The sequence below is a fragment of the Brucella pseudogrignonensis genome, from assembly GCF_002252525.1.
In the GTDB taxonomy this organism is placed as follows: Bacteria; Pseudomonadota; Alphaproteobacteria; order Rhizobiales; family Rhizobiaceae; genus Brucella; species Brucella pseudogrignonensis.
Genome location: NZ_NNRM01000035.1, coordinates 69,574 through 87,595, shown reverse-complemented (window position 1 = coordinate 87,595; position 18,022 = coordinate 69,574). Strand labels below are relative to the sequence as shown.

Below are 18,022 nucleotides of genomic sequence, written 5' to 3'. Positions count from 1 at the left end.
GACCTGGCACTCCGCATAATACCGTTCTCGGCATAATCGGCGTTATGTGGTGCACCACATAATGTCGAACTCGGTGCCGCCTGGCAGAAGGTCTCCGCAGAAAGCCGCGAATACCTCTCGGTCAAGCTGGACGACCCGAGCTTCTCCGCTCCGATCTACGCCACCCTGATCGAGGTGGAAGGCGAAGAAGGTCTCCATCTGATTTGGACCCGCTCCAACCGGGAGTGATCGCCTCCCAACAGGGGACCCCGCCGCGCAGGCGGGGTTCCTCCTGCGTCCGATGAAGCCGAAACCAGGCGTCGAGCCTGGTCCCGTATTTTTGACGCCAACCGTGTGTGGGGAAGTCTGCTCAGATCGTCCAAGCCGACATGGGGACCCGAAAGGCTCAAGGTCTTCGTGGTATCCCCAAAAATGCTGGCGCATTTCGACTCCCCCACTCGCCGGCTCCGCCGGTTTCGTGCCGCGAACCTTGACCCCTTCGGCTTACCATCACCGCCGCTGACATCTTTCAAAGAACGTTAAGGAAACGAAGATGTCGATAGATCAGGTAATCGAGGAGTTGCGCGCCGAGCTGCGGAACGCAGTCTATCGTGGCGAGCGCCGCGAGATCAAGGCCGCGCTGGAACTCGCCTTTGCCAAGCGCGAAACCATCTGGGCTGAACAGGAAGCGATTAAGATGGCAGAGCCTGCTTTCTAGGAAGCTTTCGCCCCGCAACACAACCTCGTAGGCCCGATCGACCGGTCTGAGGTTCCAATTGTTTAATGACAACCTTGCGCAGCTCTGGATAACGTCTGAGCTTGCGCAACCGTGTTCTGCGGGCATTGCGGATGTTGTCGGCAACAACGCTATGATAGCTATTATCTTCTGGAATCTCGGTGTCCCGAAAGCTGTTACGCTTGATCTCGCGATAGATTGTTGAGCGATGGCGGCCCATCAGTCGCGCAATATCGCCGAGAGGAACTTTAAGCTGTTCACCTCAAATAGCCGGCGACGTTCCGCCAAAGTGATCTGTGAATGGCAATTAGACATCCAGTTTCCTCCATGGCTAACCAAATGTATTCATTGGCATGTTGCAGCTTAAAATAGAACGTATCATCAGACTATCGCATCTGTGGGGGCATCCGTTCCATGATATGCGGTCTTCAATCCGTGCGATATACATCGGTACGCCTCCTGCCTGGCAGACGCGCAGCTGATGTTCGCGGTTCGAATTGGCGTCCTCCAATCGCTCATAGAATGCGCTGTCTTCAACGTCGACATCACCCCCGCCCAAGCGGATATGCCGGCTCATGGTCCTCTGTTTCCGCTGGTGATCATCTGGGTGGTCTCCTCAGCTCGCCCTTTGACGATTCTCATACTTTCATTTTCACGTGTAATGAAACGCTCTGCGAAAGGACCGTGCATCATAGTTTTACAAAAGCCGACCCAGGCGTTGAAGGTATTCCTTCGCTACCGGTCGTCAAAATTGTGCCCGATGCCAGTTCTCATAGAATTCCAGTTCAATACGCTTGAGAGGGTCGGGCGCGCTGGCTGCTACACCGCATGGCACCTGCTCTATTTCGCCGCCTGTGGGTTTAGTGCCTTCACAGGCTTATTCGTACTCGCCGCGATCGTCATACTCACCCTCTCGCTCGGCATGTTCTTCAAGCCAGATACCGCGCTCATGCTGTGGTGGTTTTTCCTGTCGACGGCGTTCGGGATGTTGGCTGAATTCTCCTCCCCGACTGGTTCGCGCCCACTGGCGCGGCGGATCCGTTCGACAGATATCGGCCACGATTTAGCCGGCAGCCTTGACGAATCTGTTTGCGCTAGCATCGGAATCCATGTCCTGTCTCCGGAAGTAGATTGCTCGCCCGCAGCGGATCGGATCGTGTCCCTGCACGATGACGATCTGCTCGTCCTTGCGCATCTGCTGCGTGATCTCATGCGGCATGATCAGGGGCCTGCGTTGCAGACTAAGACTTTCCGATTTGCGATTGCTGCTGTTGGAATTGCTCCAACCGACATTGCGGGATTTGCCCTCCACCTCGACGGTCATTTCTCCGCATTGCGCCGACACGTCGCGCGCAGTTTCCAGCGCCTTGATAGCAGCATAGGAGGCAAAAGCGCAGCCATCGATCCACGACGTGGAACCGTCCTTGCCAAAATGGCGTACGAGCTGGCCGACTGACTGGTACATCAGCATGAGCGTGATTCCGTATTTGCGGCCACGGTCGCGCGCCTCCTCCAACACTCGCATGTAACCTAGCAGGTCAACCTCATCGAGCATGAAGAGGGCGCGGCGCTTGAAAGCGCCATTGGCCTGCGTCATTGCGTTGATCAGCGAGCCGATGATCAACCGTCCGATCCCCGGATAGGAGCGCAGGATGGCCGCCGGTATATTGAGGAATACGTCCTTCCCGCCTGCAACGATATCGCTCGACTTGAACGAACAGCCGCACACAAGCGCTGCGTAATCGTCGAGGGATAACCATTGCGTATCCTTCGACGCGGTCGAATAGACGCCGGAGAAAGTCTGCTCGGTCATATTGGTGAAAACGCCGAGCGTCTCGCGAATGAAGGCCGACTCCGAAGACTCCTGGATCTCGCGCAGCATAGCCAGAACAGATGGCTCCGGCTCGGACACGATCAGGCGCAAGCTGCGCAGATTGCGACGCCCCTCATACTCCGGAGAGAGCACGACATGGGCGAGCAGACCGGTCAGGAGATTGTGCGCCTGGTTCTGGAAGTAACTGCCGGTCGAGGATTCGAAACGCGCACTTTCAGAAAGCAGCATATGCGCAACCGAGACGATGTCCTCCTCCTTGTGTTTTGAGGTTTCGATCCAGTCGAGCACGTTGAAACCCGCGACCGGGTTCGTCGGATCGAGCACCATGCACTCGCGGCCGAGCTTGCCAGTTCGATGCGCGACAACCATCGGCGCGACTTCGGTCGAGGGATCGAGGCAGATCAGCGGACCGGTGTAACGCAGCGCCGTCGGCACGACATTGCTTGTCGTCTTGAACCCGCCTGATCCGGCGAAGAACAGCATATGCGTGGAATCGAAGTCCTGCTTATAGGTCAATAGCGGCGCACTGCCTCCGCTGCCCCACGTCTCAGGGTTGATCGGATCGAATGGCACGTCGCGGATTGTTTCTCTATCGACACGGTAACGCTCGCCAATGACGATTTCGCCATCCGGCGGAAACAGCTTTCCCGCCGCCGACATGGAGAGCCAATCAGCATCGCCGAAGGTTGCGCGTTTGGCCCGTTTGACGGAATCCGCAACCACGACCGATATCCGCGCCGACACCGCCACGATGACGAAACCGACTGCCGCGGCCATAACCGCAAAAAAGTCGAGATAGGAGAGCACTTCGTCCCATGTCACCGTGCCGCTCTCTACGGATGGGGACAGGCGAGCAAACTCGCGCATAGCGTAAAAGCCGGCGATGCCCATGAAGCAAAGAAGACTCGTCACCGCCACCGGGCGACGGCGATGCAGCGGTAGAGCGAATACCGTAATCAACCCGGCAATTGGGCCGAAGAGCAGATTGGGGATCGGCGCGGATCGGAGGAACCAATATGCATATTCCGGAGAAATCCCGGCCGCCATCGTTGGCCATCTCTGTGATGTGATCATTACCGTGATCGCACTTACCGCGGCCGGTACGATAGCCCACAGAACCGCCGCGCTTAATCTAATCTTCGCCGCCATATCCGGGTTCTCCTATGGGGCTTACTCGCCGGACGCCTTGTCGCCGTTCTCAGACGTAGGCGTTCTGGGCGACCTCGTATCCTCAATGTCCGCGGGGGCATCCCGGAACGCCAAAGCGCCCGCAGTCTTCAGGCGCACATACTCTCCCGATCCCGCTACCACCGTCGCCGCTTCTAACAGCACGCCCAGCAGATAAGCGCGGTCCGCCTCACGAAGACCGGCCCTTACGATCAACCCGCCAAGTGCGATCTTCTCGCGCATGTCTTTTCTGCGCTCATTCGACATCGTCCGCCGCCGTCTTCGGTCAAGAGCCGTCGTTCGTTGATCGAGGCGTTTAAGCAGATGCACCGGAAGGCCCCTTGCCGCCCGTCCGGTATCGCGCAGCGATTTCCTCGAAGATATCGTCGAGGTCTGCGTCCGGAATTTCCAGCTCCGCCAAACCAGCCTTTGCGGCAGCGCGGGCAAATCGCTCATTGGCCTTGGCCAGCAATAATCGGCGTTTTTCTCGTAGTCTCTCTATCTGCGTATCGATCTCGGAAAGCGTTGTTATGGCGCGCATATTGGTAAAATACTCTCTTTTCTCGTTCATGGTAATCGCGATTATACAGTATATAAACGCATAGTAAAAGATGCTACGTTGGAGCACTCCATTCGGATTGAGGCGGCATCGGCCCTTCGGTCCGATTGGTTTGAGGGCGCAATATACGTCGCTGGCGCGACGTGCTTGAGGGAAGGTCTCGGGGTCGCATGGCGATAATGTTTGTACGGGCACAGGTGATCGGTCGGGGAGCGGGACGAAGCGTCGTCTCGGCCGCCGCCTATCGTCACCGTACGAGGATGGAGGAAGAGCAGACCGGCCTCAGCTTTCGCTACGAGGGTGGCAAGCCAGAACTCGTGCATGAGGAACTGGCGCTGCCCGATGATACGCCGGCCTGGCTGCGCACAATGATCAATGGTGAAACGGTCGCACGCGCCAGCGAGGTGCTCTGGAATGCCGTCGACACGTCCGAAAAGAGGGCGGACGCGCAGCTTGCGCGGGAATTGATCTTCGCATTGCCTGAGGAACTATCGAAGACCGAGAACATCGCTCTGGTGCGTGAGTTCGTGCGAGAGAACCTCACCTCCAAGGGTATGGTCGCGGACTGGGTCTATCACGACAGGCAAGGCAATCCGCATGTCCATCTGATGACCACATTGCGGCCTCTGACCGACGACGGCTTCGGTGCCAAGAAGGTGCCGGTTCTCGGCGACGACGGCGAGCCGTTGCGGGTGGTCACGCCGGACCGGCCGAAGGGCAAGATCGTCTATCGGGTCTGGGCGGGCGACAAGGAAACAATGAAGGCGTGGAAGATCGCCTGGGCCGAAACCGCCAACAAGCACCTCACGCTAGCGGGTCATGATATCCGCCTCGACGGACGCTCTTATGCCCAGCAAGGTCTGGACGGCATCGCTCAGCAACATCTGGGGCCGGCAAAAGCTGCGTTGGCGCGCAAAGGCCAGGAGATGTATTTCGCGCCGGCGGCGTTGGCGCGTCGGCAGGAAATGGCCGATCGCCTTGCCGACGAGCCCGGCCTTTTGCTCAAGCAGATCAGCAACGAACGCTCGACATTCGACGAGCGGGAAATCGCCAAAGCGCTGCATCGCTATGTCGACGATCCGACGATCTTTGCCAATGTCCGCGCGCAACTGATGGCGTCGCCGGATCTGGTGACGCTGAAGCCCCAGCGGATCGATCCCGACACGGGAAAGGCCAGCGAGACTGCCGTCTTCACGACGCGAAGCATGCTCCGCACGGAATACGACATGGCGCAATCGGCGACGGCGCTGTTCCGGCGATCCGGTTACAAGGTGTCATCCGCAAAGTTCGATGACGCGATCCGCTTGGTGGAAAGTCGCGATCCTGCAAAGACATTCAAGCTCGACGTGGAACAGGTCGACGCTGTTCGCCATGTCACTGGCGATACCGGCATTGCGGCGGTCGTCGGCCTCGCCGGTGCTGGTAAATCGGCTCTTCTCGATGCGGCGCGAATTGCTTGGGAGGCGAATGGCCGTCGTGTTATTGGTGCAGCGTTGGCGGGCAAGGCCGCCGAGGGCCTTGAAGGCAGTTCCGGCATCCGATCGCGCACAATCGCCTCATGGGAACGCGCCTGGGCGGACGGAAATGATCAGCTGCAAAAAGGTGATGTGCTCGTTGTCGATGAGGCGGGGATGGTTTCGTCAGAGCAGTTGGCGCGTGTCCTCAAAGCAGTCGAAAGCGCTGAGGCGAAAGTCGTTCTGGTCGGTGATCCGATGCAGCTCCAGCCGATCCAGGCCGGTGCTGCCTTCCGGGCGATTGTCGAGCGCGTCGGCTTTGCTGAACTGATCGGCATTCGTCGTCAGAAGGAACAATGGGATCGTAACGCCTCGCGTCTCTTCGCGCGCGGAAAGTTAGTAGAGGCGCTCGACGCTTATGCACAACATGACCGGGTCGTCGAAGTCGAAACGCGCGATGCCGCAATCGAACAGATCGTCACGGATTGGGGACAAGCGCGGGAGGACTATCGGGCCAAAGCCGAAAGTGAGAACCGCACACTGAGCGGTTCCGAGCTTCTCGTTCTGGCGCAGACCAATGACGACGTCAGGAAGCTCAACGAGGCGATCCGGACCGTCATGGCGGGGCAGGGTGCGTTGAACGATGAGCGTACCTTCCAGACGGAACGCGGCGTCCGGGAATTTGCCGTCGGCGATCGATTGATCTTCCTCGAGAATGCCCGCTTCTTCGAACGGCGCGCCGAGCATCTCGCTATTCAGCATGTGAAGAATGGCATGCTGGGAACCATGGTCCGCACGACGAGCGATCGCGGCGATACGCTGCTGACCGTCAGGCTCGACGCAGGTCGCGAGGTCACATTCGGGCAGGAGACTTATTGCAATGTCGATCACGGCTACGCCGCGACGGTTCACAAGTCACAGGGCGCGACCGTCGATCGCACGTTCGTCCTCGCGACAGGGCTTATGGATCAGCATCTCGCTTATGTCGCCATGTCGCGCCATCGGGATCGCGCGGACCTCTATATGGGGCAAGAGGATTTCGCGCCTCGCCAGCAATGGGGTGGCAGGTCAAGGGTTGATCATGCGGCAGGCGTTACGGGCGAACTGGTTGAGCTCGGGGAAGCGCACTATCGGGGCGACACCGGTTCCGCCGCTAGCCCCTTTGCCGATGTGCGCACCGACGACGATGCGATTCATCGTGTCTGGGGCGTCAGCCTGCCAAAGGCCATCAAGGACGGCGGTATCGGGCTCGGCGACACGGTGACCTTGCGCAAGGACGGCGTGGAGAACGTCGAGGTTCACGTGCCCATCATCGATCCCGAAACTGGCAGGAAGACTTTCGAGGTACGTGAGGTCGAACGCAACGTCTGGACCGCGAAACAAATCGAGACGGCGGCGGCGCGGCAGGATCGTATCGAGCAGGAAAGTCATCGTCCTCAATTGTTCAAGCAACTGGTCGAACGCCTGTCGCGGTCGGGCGCCAAGACCACGACGCTCGATTACGAAAGCGAGGCAGGCTACCAGGCACAGATTGTCGACTTTGCCCGACGCCGGGGCATGGACCATGCCGCCGATATCGCAGCCGGGATGGAAGAAGGGGTCGGGCGGCGGCTGTCTTGGATCGGCGCGCAGCGTGATCGGCTGGCGGAACTCTGGCAGCGCGCCAGCGTCGCTCTCGGTTTCGCGATCGAGCGGGAGCGCAGCGTCTCGTATGTTGACGACGCGGTCACGCGAGCCAACGTATTCGTGCAGGCCGCCGGCGCGCCAGGCCTGTCACGCTATATGCTTCCCCCACAGGAGCATTTTGCACATTCGCTGGAAAACGATGCGCGCACCGAGCATCGGGCGTCAGCCCGATGGAAAGAACGAGAGGCGATCCTTTTTCCAGTTCTCGAGCGCATTTACCGCGACCCGACGGCGGCGCTTGTGGAGCTGAATGAACGAGCCTCTGCATTTGAAGTTGATCCTCGACGCCTCGGCGAAGATCTCGTGCGTGACCCGTCAGTGCTTGGCGTCATGCGTGGCGGTGCCAGCCTCGTCGAGGGGCAGGCAGCGCGCAAGGAGCGAGCAGTCGCAGTCGCGGCAGTCGCCGAGCTTGGGCCCCTGGTGCGCAGTCATGGCGAGAGCTTCAGCCGCGACCAGAGTCATTTTGAGAACCGCGAATATGCGCGTCGGTCTGCCATGTCAGTGTCGGTGTCAGCACTGTCGCCACACGCTGTGGAACGGCTCAAGGAGATTGAGGCAGTTCGCGAAAAGGGCGGGGAGAGTGCATACAAGACCGCTTTTGCCTATGCCGCCGAAGAGCGGTCCCTTGTCCAGGAAATGAAGGCTGTAGGTGAGGCGTTGACGGCCCGCTTCGGCTGGAGCGCCTTCACCGACAAGGCCGACCAGTACGCGCAAAAGCATATAGTCGATCGTATGCCGGAGGGTATGCCGCGGGACGACCAGGACAAACTGGTGACACTGTTTGCGGCAGTGCGCCGTTTCAACGAGCTGCAGTATCTTGCCGAGAAGCGCGATCCGTCCCGTGTCGTGGCGCCTGCGGCCTATGACCCGGCCCGGGCACCGGAGATGTCAGCGCCGCCCACATTGCCGATGCTCGAGGCCGTGACGGAGTTCAAAACCTCGGTGGATGACGACGCACGGCGGCGGACGGCAGAGGCTGCTCTTTACAGACAGAAGCGGGCAGCGCTCGGCGATGTGGCGCAGCGGATCTGGCGGGATCCGTCGACCACGCTGGCAACCATCGAGGACCTGGTCACCAAAGGTATCGACCCCGACCGTATTGCCCGGGCCGTCGCCAACGAACCGTCCGCTTATGGCGCGCTGCGCGGCTCCGACCGGATTATGGACCGGCTTCTGGCGTCTGGAAAGGAACGCAAGGAGGCGGAGCATGGGCTGGACGCAGCCGTCGCGCGTATTCGCTCTATGGGGCAGGCCTGGCGCGGCGTCTTCGACGCTGAGAAGGCGGCGGTCGAGGCGGACAGGAACCGTATGAACGTGCCGGTTCCCGGACTGTCACGACGTGCGGAAGCCGAACTCATTCGCCTCTTGGCCGCGGCCGGAAAATCTCCAAAGGACATCACGCCGCTCGTGCGCTCGGTCGACGCCGCGGTGAGGGCGGAATTCGCGGCAGTCAGCAAGGCGCTCGACGCCCGTTTCGGGCCGGGCGCCATCGCACGCGGCGATCAGGCTGTCATCAATCGCGTCCCAACAGCACAGCGCAAGGTCTTCGAAGCCATGCAACCGAAGCTGAAAGTGGTGCAACTGGCGGTCCGCGCCGATCGTACGCTGGAGATTATGGCTGAGCGTCAGAGGCGGGCACTTCCCCGCATCAAAAGTATCAACAGATAACCAACAGCAGAGGATCAGATAGGGTGAGCAGTAGTCCTTATTCCAGGCGAATACTCGGAAAGAGATCGTCATCGAAGCTGTTCGCAAATCACTCTGAACGAACGCTGCGGGCAATCAGAGCTAAATCAGCTAAAGCCCCTCTCGGTGATATGGCGCGACTGATGGGGCGTTTACACTTGACAGTTTGTCGCGGAAATCACGCGCGACCACTTCAGTAATGCGAAGCTTCCAAAATATGACGTCGACAGTAGCTAACACATCAGCAGATAATGCCCTCGCTTAACTTCCTTCCTGCTCCAATTTGCACCTAACCGCATTTCAAGTTCAATGGACGACTTTGCAGCTCAACAGTGAGATCCCGAAGCAGATTGGAATTAGACGACAAAATTTCTATGCGTAGGCTATCCAAGCCTCTTTTTGAAGTAAGCTGCTCTATCGACGTTGCAAGGCAAAAGCGTGCGTCGACATTGAGCGTGACTGCTGCGTCTGCGGGTTTATATTTTCTCAGAGCCATTCCACCGAATCGACTGAACGGAATACAACCTTTGGCAGTCCGCCTTCAACGAGTGTACGAATGCCATTGAAGGTTAAAAAATCGACGGCGAAAATAAGGAGGCTTAACCCCTCGATTGTCGATTGGATAATTACGCACCCGTCTTCGAATTCTATAAACGTCTCGGACCCTTCGAAACTGGCAGATTGGCAAAATTTTGCTATTTTCGTGTAGAGTCTCTCTGACAAATACGATGCGCGCCCGACCGGGATGAATGCTTCTCCGACATGCGGATACATGGCAATTACTCCATCAGCTGCTGCCAGCCAGACTTGGATATGAGCGGTGCCGGCGCCAAGTTAAACAAGGCGGGCATTCTCGGGCTGTTAAGTTTTGGGCTTCTACACAGTGGCTTTGTGAGTTTGATTTTCTGACGCATCTGCAAGAGCACTCGCAACGAAACTTCGAATACGCCACAGCATACCGAAAAACGCCCAAAACCCTCCGCCCGGCCAAGTTCTTCAAACGAAGCGCCGGCGCGACTGTAAATTCGTCTCATATGAGGTTCGTAGTTGGAAATGAGCGTATCGATGCCATTGTCCAGTGCCACTTCGCAGAGAGCGAGCAGCAGAAGCGAAAAGGCATCACCAAGGCTCAGGTCCGGTAGATCGTGTCTGATTGCCTCGTCGTCGATGCACATGCGTGTGCCTTCCCAAATCCCGGGAGCTATCAGATTGTAGGCATCGGGGAATGTGTCGCGGAAAACGTCATAGAGAAGTGTTGGTCCCGTTGTCGGCATCAGCCGCACACAGCCGTAAAGCCGGGTGGAGTTGTTATTGCACCATAAAAGGTAGGCTGGGTTGAGATCGTCATAACGGTCGCGTTCCCAAGGCCCGGAAACAGAAACACTCCAACCGAGCTTGTCTGCGAATATTCGCTTTCTGAGCCGAAAAGACTGATCGAGCAATTCGCTGTACTTATGATACTCGTGTTCTTTAACAAGGAGATACATGCTTGCCCCATTGATTAACAAAGAGCAGCATGTAGTTGGATGTGTGCCTGTTAAATCTCCGGAGAAAAGCCCCCTAAATTTAAGGTATTGCTATCGCTGTAAGGACTGATCAGACGAAGCTGGATCGCACGCGACGTGGCAGAGGCGATTGTTGTTGCGCCGAGCTTGTTTCTCGCGGAAGTCAGGTAGGTTTGCGAGGTATGCTCGGAAAGTTCGAGTATTGCAGCAATATCCTTGCTATTTTTACCCAGTGCAGTCCAATAAAGACACTCTTTCTCTCGTTTGGTGAGCTGCGGTACAGGATCGTGTTCGCCATGCATCTCAAAGATAGCCTTCTTGTGGATATGTGATCCAATTCCCTGCCACTCCTTTCGACACTGGTTTACAATTTTGTTCCATTGATCTGGTGGTTTACTTGAATTCAAAGAGAACAGCGCGCGCCGCTTTTTATCTACGATGGGAATTGAATAGCCGTTAGCTCCGAGTCCGTGTTTTCGGGCTTCCATTAAAAATTCATGAGCCTCGATCGGGATATCAACTTCGCGCCAATCGTACGGTATTTGTCTTAAAACGCCCTCCCGAAGAACAGGATCAATTTTCGCGTGTCCATTCAAGAGATAATGGGAAACCCATGTGGGTGGATAAGTGGTACGAACATATGGTGCGTCGACGAGGTCCGCCACCGTCAGGGCAAGGTGGTAGGTCGCAAAGTCAACGCCATATGTGGTTTGCACTGCAACTAGTGCCTGATGAACATTAGAAGCCGTTCTTATACGCTGAACGACATTGTGATAGCGTAAAGATGATTCATATTGCTCCATTGAAGCCCTCCCAAGGAAAACACCGGCGATCAGATCGGCCGAAAGGAATTAGTGAAGCATAAAATCAGAATTAAATTTCTTAATAATGTATAAATAAGAAATCAAATTATAGTGTTGAATCGCAAGGAAGTATAATTATTAAAGTGAATGAAATTATATTATAAATCGGACGAAGCTGCGGTTAATACGGGATTCCCACCTCCTTTTTTCTAGGGATTTCCGAAGAAATTCGGAACTTCTGTTGCCTATTCCCTCTTCTGGAACTGACGGCAAATAACATCCGTTTCTTGCTCATATCTCCGCTCGGTTGATGAGCGTTGTGTCAATCCCCCTGAAATCGGGGAAGTCTTTCACGGGATTTATCTCTCTCACATTTGTTGGCATTCTCGCTGAACAGCCAACAGACGCAAGTTTAATCCTTGCGTTGTTACAGACATCGACAGACGGGCGGAGGTCAATGTTGCCCACCCCTCTTGGTCTGCTCTCGTTGATTGCCCGTGGTTTGGTCCTGGTTCGAGCCGCAACCAGCTCTGTAAAAGTCGACTACACGTTCGTTCACTTTGTCATGATAGCCGTTACGGCTGTGGTTCAGGCATCCGCCGAAGGGTTGAGGAGGAAAACACTATGACAAAAGCTCCATCAAAGTTCCTGAACGAATGCGAGAGGGCGCCCCGGCTCAACGAAATGTTCGCATTCTTTTCTGCAACAGCGGGCGGCAGATCCGGAGCGCCTCAAAAGATCCCTGTAGTGGATCACCGGTTGTTACAATTTGATAGTCAATTGTCACGGTTCGCCAAAGTACATCAGACATTATGGGGTAATTTCGATCCCCATTATTTCAGTAGTATTCCTTACCGCCTCGAAGAGGAAATCAGGCTTGGCGACGCATTGCTGGAATACGGAATAAGCAAGGCGCAAACCGCTGGTCAAGTGGGATATTATGTCCTTGGAGCCGCTGAGGGTACTTTTGCGCGTACGTTGTCCAGTTTGGCGGCTGGCTCAATCTTGACGTTGTCATGTAGTCCCAACGAAGAGAATAAGGCCAGTTTCTATCGGGCTGGGCGACCGCAATATTCGACTTTCTTCCTGGGTCCTTTCCACCGGTTAACATCTTCTTTTCTTGCGACAGATGTCATTTTAAAACCTCTGGCGGGAAAGTTTGACGTGATACTGGAAGACACGACTTTTCAAATGTATTCGGCAAATCGTTCCGCGCAGATCGGGTTTGTAAAACAATATTTGAGAAAGGATGGAATCTTTATTTTCGTAGAGAAGCACAAACGAGACAATCAAGAAGAATATCTTCAACGTGAGCTGCAGAAAGACTTTGGTTACAAGTCGAGATATTTTTCTACATTAGAAATGGAGAAGAAGAGAGAAACAATCCTCAAAAGAATGAATGAAAATGAGGTCACTCTCGAGGCTATGGCTCTTACAATTGGAGAGCATTTTAATCACGCCTGCATCACTTGGAACAGCGGAAATTTCTACACAATTGCGGCGAGCAACAATGCCGACAATCTAAAGGAGCTCGCAGCAAGAATGTGCGAGCCCTGTATCCCGCACGAATACGTCTATGAAGACTTACCAGGTTCGTTAACTGGTTTTTCCACCATACTGCCGACATTTCGTCGGCCCACTAAGCAATCGTGATGGGAAGTCTGGAAAGCGGATTCGGCTGCAAAAGCAATCGCGCGATGATGGTTCATTTTCTAGCCGGGATGCTTGTTTCCAATATTGGACGCAACGCATATTTTGTCTGCATCATATGGTGTGCTCTCAGCTGGGGAAACAATGCGCGGCTTGTGCCATTTCTGCTGTTTGTGAGTACCCTTTCGCAGTTTTTGGTTAGCGGATTATCCGGCTTTTTAGCCGACATAGCGGACCGGAGGTATCTAGCGATAGGTATGGATGCGGTTCGGGCTATCATTGTTGCACTAACTGGTTACGCCATCGTAGCGGAAATGGAAGTGACTGTGCTATTTTTGTCAATTGCACTTTATTCCGTTGCCGATCGTGGGTATCTGACTGCCATGCAGTCCATAATCCCACGTTTGCCCTGGAGTGCAGTCACCACAAATTCGGCATCATATCTGATGATGCAATCAGGTACTTTCCTTGGAGCAGGACTGGCCGGTATTCTACTTCATTTCCTGTCTTATGGTGCGGTATTATCGCTGATTAGTTGCACGTTTATCCTCTCCGGTACACTGTTGGCGACTAAACCGAGTTTGTCCTTTTATAAGGGTCCGATCGAGCCAGGCGGCAATGGCCGACTAAAGTACACTTTCTCCATAACTCATCTAAATAAATACAAACTGGTTTCACCCACCCTGGTCTATAGTTTTTCCTTTGGTGTTGGAATATTGGTCAACACTCTCCTCGCAGTTTATGTCCTTGAGGAGATGAATGGTAATGCCATTCTATTTGGCAAGTTTGAATCTGCGTGGGCCTTCGGTGGGATACTTGTATCTCTTGTACTGGCATTTGGTGTGGGGACGACGTTTTCGCAGTCAAGGCAGCCGGGATTACTATTCTATTCAGGTTCAGCCTTGGTGCTGCTCTGGATATTCCCCATTCCCATCCCCGTGGCAATCGTTCTCGTCCTGCTTGGCGCTATTTACAATCTGAGCAGGATAAGTTTGGACGTACAGGTCCAGCAGTCTGTAAGCACTGCAACTATCGGACGCGTGAAAGGTGCTATCAATTCCATAGCAACCGGGACTGCGTTGCTGATTTATGTTCTGATCTGGATTGTTGGCAACGCAGTCCCACCTTCCCACATCCTTGCAGGATATGGTTTTTGCGCGATCATTGCAGCGACGACATTGACCATCAAAAGCTGTTCGGTATGCCAGAGGAGCGACAGGAATTGATACTTCCATCTGACATTCGTACGAGACTCAATACCGTACTTCCTCTCGTTGAGGATTATTGGCAACGTCCTGTCGGAGCGTATTCGGCTGCATTACATGATGGGTTTCGAACGGCGGAGCTAGATGTCAGGCAAGATGCATTTGGCCGGCTTTGCACCTTTATTCGCAAGCGAGCGTCGCAGTTAGGGCATAGCGAGACAGAAACACATATGTTGGCAAGTCAACTTCGACGCCGGCCGGTGCTCCAAACAGGGCCGCATTGTCACCTCATTATCGAGCCGGATGCCTTTTTCACGCACCTGTTTACCACGTTAGGTTTAAGAGCTCACTCCGAGTGCTGGTATATTAATTATACGGCCTCAACGGTTAAGTTCATCGAGAAGGCAAAGAAAGGTCCTGGCTGGCTTTGGCTCGATAGCCAGAACATAAATGTGTTTGGCTTGTCTCGTAGCAAGATGGAACCTAACAGTGTCTGCGGCTCCCAAGGTCGTTTCCGCTTTATGTTGAGCCCCACAAATGACCAGGCCGCCCACTCCTCAGTTGACCAGCTAAAATCCATTCTCCCTGAAGACGAGTTCCGTTCTGCAGCGGAAGCAATTAAGGCAGCAAACCAGCGACTATGGCCATATTGCTTCGGTCGCCAGATCAAATATCTGCAATTGGACGATGCGGATGTCGCCCTGCTTTTGCTTGACCATCTTCTGGATCCAACCTCTTGGCTCTCACGTCATTTCTTTGGTGCCTCCAATATGGTCGGAGCGTTTCTGCAAGAGGTGCGTAAGCTCGATAACGGTCCGTGGGCTGGTTGGTTCAGGTTCGGCACGGATTTCTTCTGGTGGATACGCGGTGGGCGGATAAAGCGGTTAAAGCTCGATAATGACAGGTTACGCGATGAATCCGGAATATTCGAGTTACACCTCGATTCCCGCTCTTTGGCACAAGCTCTGGAAGCCGGCGAGATCGTGCCAAGTCTCTTTCTTGTCTTTCTGGTGATTGCCATACTACCCGGTGTGAGGGCACTGGGGGGTAGCCGGCAGGTGGTCTATTATCCTTTGATGCGTTTCGCGTTATTGTCTGCGCTCGATCGCTCTGCGGCTCCCATCAATAAGGCCCTGGCAAGAAGTGTTCGATCGGACCGGATGCCGAGTGTTTGGGGGCATCGGACAATTACGCCTACCTGTACGTCCCCGTGGGAACACTTCATAGCAACGTGTGATGACGCGGGGGCCAGGTATTCGATACTGAAGGCATTCGACAACCACAATCTGATTTCAACGAGTGCGGGCCTGCCTTCATTTATAGAGGACGAGCTTTGGGCCCGATTGTGCGTTCGGACCAAATCGGAAAGTTGGCCACACTTGCCCTGATGATTGCAAGCCTGCGCATCGTCATATCGCGTCGAATGTACTCGAATATCCACGTCAAATCCGGAGGCCGATCGATGATTAAACACATGACAACTATCCGCCGCCTCGAAACAGTTGACTGGGAGGCGTTCCGGAGTGTGCGGCTGGAAGCACTTCTTTGTGAGCCTGCTTCATTTACGAGTGAATACAGTGATTGGTCGGCATTGCCGGACAGCGACTGGCGGCAGCGATTGAACAGTCCGGTGTTTGCCATTTTTCAAGACATTACGCCGGTAGGCCTTCTCGGCCTGGTTCGGGAAAAATGGCCTCGGGCTTCTCACCGTGCGTCGATCACGATGGTGTACCTTCGCAAGGATTTCCGTGGGAGTGGACTAGCGAAGTCTCTTCTGGACATGGTTGCAAAATTTGCTTGGGATATTGGCGTGACACAGCTGGAACTGACTGTAAGTGTCGAGAACCCTGTGGCAATTAGCTTCTATCGGCGGGAAGGCTTTGTCGAAACTGGCCGCATTCCGGCTGGCTTCATACATGAGGGAAGAGAAATTGATGACGTTTTGATGGTGCGTCGTTTGGCAATCCAGCCACTGGGAACGAAGTCGCGCCGGGCCTGAACATACTGAAACTATGCGGTACGTTTCGCGCATCCCCTTATCCTCTGCTTAGCGACCTCTGAACAGGTCGGATGTTTGGTTGTGACAATGGTCCTGAGTAACCACAGGTCCTATCGCAATCGGCGGTTTGTCGAGTTTACTCCGTAGATGAATGCACCGCGCCGCGCATGAGTGCGAATATGAAAATTCGTGAAATTTTTGCGCGCAACCTCAGAGTGATGCGACACGCAAAGGGATTGTCGCAGGAGAAGCTTGCGCATCAGGCTGGTATTGATCGGACCTATGTAAGCTCTCTTGAGAGATGCATTTATAGTCCGACCATCGATATGCTCGCCACACTTGCCGATATTCTGGAAGTTTCCCCCGCTGATTTGCTTCAGGAGGAACCGAACAACAGCAATTCGCATTCGCGGCGCGCAAGCCCTTAGAAGGGGTTGAAGCGTCTGTTTGGCTAACATTCCATTCCAGTGCATGGGATCACCTTAAGCTGGGTGCAGTATAGCACAGCATCGCCGCCACTTCGTACGATTTCACAAAGGCTGGAACCGGCAGGAACTCGAAACGTGAATGGAAGTTATAAGCGCCTGTGAACATATTGGGCGTTGGAATACCGCGCTCCGATATAACTGCACCATCGGTTCCGCCACGCATTGAAATGAGTTTTGGTTTCACATTCGTGCTATCGAGAGACGTTAGAAGCAATTTCATAGCTCGAGGATCCTGTAAGAAAAACGGACCCACATTTCGATATTCGTCGTTCATGCGGCAATCGATTTCGCCAGAGGGGAATCTTGGTTTCATAGCGTCTAGAATGGTCGCGATCTTCTGCTTGCGAGCCTCAAATGAAACGGTGTCGAAGTCGCGTATCAAAACCTGCAGTGTTGCTTTGCTGTCGTTTGCAACAAGATTCGACATCCAGTAAAATCCTTCCGTTCCCTCCGTATGCTCGGGTGTGTCCAGTCGATCGAACTGCGCAATAAAATCCTGCGCCATGAGCACAGGGTTCAAAAGTTTGCCCTTTGCGGACATCGGGTGTGCGCTGATCCCGTGAAAAGTTATTTCGCAAGAAGCAGCATTGAAGTTCTCGGTGACGACCTCACCAAGTTCGCAACAATCAATAGTATAGGCGAAGTCACAGGAAAACCTTTGCAGGTCCAGCGCTTTGGCTCCTCTCAAGCCGATTTCCTCATCGGGCACAAAGGCGACTGCAACATCACCATAGCGTCCTGACTCATCCAGACGGGCCAGAAGTGTCATAATAACGGCTATAGCAGCCTTGTTGTCGGCTCCGAGTACACTCGTTCCATCGCTTGTGATGACATCGTGTCCAACCCATCGATTGATTTCCGGATTCTCGTCAACGCGGAGCCATATATCTTTCTCCTTGTTAAGGCAGAGATCAGAACCCGCGAAGCGATGGATCTGAGGACGAATGCTCGCCTCCAGGCCCACATCAGCGGTATCGAGATGAGCGATAAAACCGATGCGTGGCGCATCAGGCACAGTGCCACGCCGTATACCGGTGACGATGGCCTGGTCATCGACGATGACATCCTGAACCCCCATGAGGATCAATTCCTGGGCCAGTAGGCGCGCCAGTTCCAATTGGCCAGGAGAGGACGGCAAATGTAATGACGTAGCGTCGCTTTGACTGGCGATCGCGATGTATCGGAAAAAACGCTCCGTCAATTCAGTGTTGATATCCATACTATGCGGTTTCCATCCTTATGAGACTGCCTAATCTTACCAAAGTGCGGAT

Annotated in this window: 13 protein-coding genes and 2 pseudogenes; 8 read left to right on the top strand and 7 right to left on the bottom strand. The window is 54.6% G+C overall.

Annotated elements, in window-relative coordinates; all coding sequences use genetic code 11:
- Positions 1 to 60: 60 nt before the first annotated feature.
- Positions 61 to 228 (top strand): annotated as a pseudogene (locus CEV34_RS15165) (DUF736 domain-containing protein); the annotation flags it as partial.
- 304 nt (positions 229 to 532) lie between these two features.
- Positions 533 to 697 carry a hypothetical protein gene (locus CEV34_RS27075; RefSeq protein ID WP_179253542.1) on the top strand — a complete coding sequence of 55 codons (165 nt, stop codon included), beginning with the start codon at positions 533 to 535 and terminating at the stop codon, positions 695 to 697.
- 48 nt (positions 698 to 745) lie between these two features.
- Here CEV34_RS27075 and CEV34_RS27735 read toward each other — a convergent pair.
- The 4 genes and pseudogenes from CEV34_RS27735 to CEV34_RS15140 form a co-directional block, all read right to left on the bottom strand.
- Positions 746 to 1,030, bottom strand: a pseudogene (locus tag CEV34_RS27735) (helix-turn-helix domain-containing protein); the annotation flags it as partial.
- A 748-nt stretch (positions 1,031 to 1,778) separates the two neighbouring features.
- Complete coding sequence (gene traG, locus CEV34_RS15150; protein WP_094543893.1) at positions 1,779 to 3,698, bottom strand: Ti-type conjugative transfer system protein TraG; 1,920 nt, start codon at positions 3,696 to 3,698, stop codon at positions 1,779 to 1,781.
- A gap of 21 nt (positions 3,699 to 3,719) precedes the next feature.
- Entirely contained in the window at positions 3,720 to 3,983 is a 264-nt protein-coding gene (locus tag CEV34_RS15145; RefSeq protein WP_064322898.1) for a conjugal transfer protein TraD, read from the bottom strand.
- Between the two features lie 49 nt (positions 3,984 to 4,032).
- Positions 4,033 to 4,287 (bottom strand): TraC family protein, encoded by a 255-nt coding sequence (locus CEV34_RS15140; RefSeq protein WP_328589885.1) that lies wholly within the window; start codon positions 4,285 to 4,287, stop codon positions 4,033 to 4,035.
- 158 nt (positions 4,288 to 4,445) lie between these two features.
- Here CEV34_RS15140 and traA point away from each other — a divergent pair, with 158 nt between their 5' ends.
- A complete protein-coding gene (gene traA, locus CEV34_RS15135; protein WP_094543892.1) occupies positions 4,446 to 9,083 on the top strand; it encodes a Ti-type conjugative transfer relaxase TraA in 4,638 nt (1,545 codons plus the stop codon).
- A gap of 797 nt (positions 9,084 to 9,880) precedes the next feature.
- Here traA and CEV34_RS15125 read toward each other — a convergent pair.
- Both CEV34_RS15125 and CEV34_RS15120 read right to left on the bottom strand, forming a co-directional pair.
- Positions 9,881 to 10,588 carry an acyl-homoserine-lactone synthase gene (locus tag CEV34_RS15125; protein ID WP_094543890.1) on the bottom strand — a complete coding sequence of 236 codons (708 nt, stop codon included), beginning with the start codon at positions 10,586 to 10,588 and terminating at the stop codon, positions 9,881 to 9,883.
- 50 nt (positions 10,589 to 10,638) lie between these two features.
- On the bottom strand, positions 10,639 to 11,409 hold the full coding sequence (locus CEV34_RS15120; protein ID WP_007881627.1) for a helix-turn-helix transcriptional regulator: 771 nt from the start codon (positions 11,407 to 11,409) through the stop codon (positions 10,639 to 10,641).
- 624 nt (positions 11,410 to 12,033) lie between these two features.
- Here CEV34_RS15120 and CEV34_RS15115 point away from each other — a divergent pair.
- The 5 genes from CEV34_RS15115 (at position 12,034) to CEV34_RS15095 (ending at position 16,691) form a co-directional block, all read left to right on the top strand.
- A complete protein-coding gene (locus tag CEV34_RS15115) occupies positions 12,034 to 13,062 on the top strand; it encodes a class I SAM-dependent methyltransferase (RefSeq protein ID WP_094543889.1) in 1,029 nt (342 codons plus the stop codon).
- Positions 13,062 to 14,285, top strand: coding sequence for an MFS transporter (locus CEV34_RS15110; protein WP_143853399.1), 1,224 nt, complete (start codon positions 13,062 to 13,064; stop codon positions 14,283 to 14,285). Before CEV34_RS15115 ends, CEV34_RS15110 begins: the two co-directional genes overlap by 1 nt.
- Positions 14,213 to 15,652 carry a hypothetical protein gene (locus CEV34_RS15105; protein ID WP_179253540.1) on the top strand — a complete coding sequence of 480 codons (1,440 nt, stop codon included), beginning with the start codon at positions 14,213 to 14,215 and terminating at the stop codon, positions 15,650 to 15,652. Before CEV34_RS15110 ends, CEV34_RS15105 begins: the two co-directional genes overlap by 73 nt.
- Before the next feature lie 74 nt (positions 15,653 to 15,726).
- The gene (locus tag CEV34_RS15100) at positions 15,727 to 16,263 is read left to right on the top strand and encodes a GNAT family N-acetyltransferase (RefSeq protein WP_235819076.1); all 537 of its coding nucleotides are present in this window, start codon (positions 15,727 to 15,729) and stop codon (positions 16,261 to 16,263) included.
- 179 nt (positions 16,264 to 16,442) lie between these two features.
- Entirely contained in the window at positions 16,443 to 16,691 is a 249-nt protein-coding gene (locus CEV34_RS15095; protein ID WP_007881610.1) for a helix-turn-helix domain-containing protein, read from the top strand.
- 49 nt (positions 16,692 to 16,740) lie between these two features.
- Here CEV34_RS15095 and pepT read toward each other — a convergent pair whose 3' ends face one another.
- A complete protein-coding gene (pepT, locus tag CEV34_RS15090; protein WP_094543886.1) occupies positions 16,741 to 17,970 on the bottom strand; it encodes a peptidase T in 1,230 nt (409 codons plus the stop codon).
- Positions 17,971 to 18,022: the final 52 nt, after the last annotated feature.

Excerpts from the sequence above, each read along its gene's own strand:
- CEV34_RS27075 (WP_179253542.1), top strand. The coding sequence starts at position 533 with ATGTCGATAGATCAGGTAATCGAGGAGTTGCGCGCCGAGCTGCGGAAC.
- traG (WP_094543893.1), bottom strand. The coding sequence starts at position 3,698 with ATGGCGGCGAAGATTAGATTAAGCGCGGCGGTTCTGTGGGCTATCGTA.
- CEV34_RS15145 (WP_064322898.1), bottom strand. The coding sequence starts at position 3,983 with ATGTCGAATGAGCGCAGAAAAGACATGCGCGAGAAGATCGCACTTGGC.
- CEV34_RS15140 (WP_328589885.1), bottom strand. The coding sequence starts at position 4,287 with ATGAACGAGAAAAGAGAGTATTTTACCAATATGCGCGCCATAACAACG.
- traA (WP_094543892.1), top strand. The coding sequence starts at position 4,446 with ATGGCGATAATGTTTGTACGGGCACAGGTGATCGGTCGGGGAGCGGGA.
- CEV34_RS15125 (WP_094543890.1), bottom strand. The coding sequence starts at position 10,588 with ATGTATCTCCTTGTTAAAGAACACGAGTATCATAAGTACAGCGAATTG.
- CEV34_RS15120 (WP_007881627.1), bottom strand. The coding sequence starts at position 11,409 with ATGGAGCAATATGAATCATCTTTACGCTATCACAATGTCGTTCAGCGT.
- CEV34_RS15115 (WP_094543889.1), top strand. The coding sequence starts at position 12,034 with ATGACAAAAGCTCCATCAAAGTTCCTGAACGAATGCGAGAGGGCGCCC.
- CEV34_RS15110 (WP_143853399.1), top strand. The coding sequence starts at position 13,062 with ATGGGAAGTCTGGAAAGCGGATTCGGCTGCAAAAGCAATCGCGCGATG.
- CEV34_RS15100 (WP_235819076.1), top strand. The coding sequence starts at position 15,727 with ATGATTAAACACATGACAACTATCCGCCGCCTCGAAACAGTTGACTGG.
- CEV34_RS15095 (WP_007881610.1), top strand. The coding sequence starts at position 16,443 with ATGAAAATTCGTGAAATTTTTGCGCGCAACCTCAGAGTGATGCGACAC.
- pepT (WP_094543886.1), bottom strand. The coding sequence starts at position 17,970 with ATGGATATCAACACTGAATTGACGGAGCGTTTTTTCCGATACATCGCG.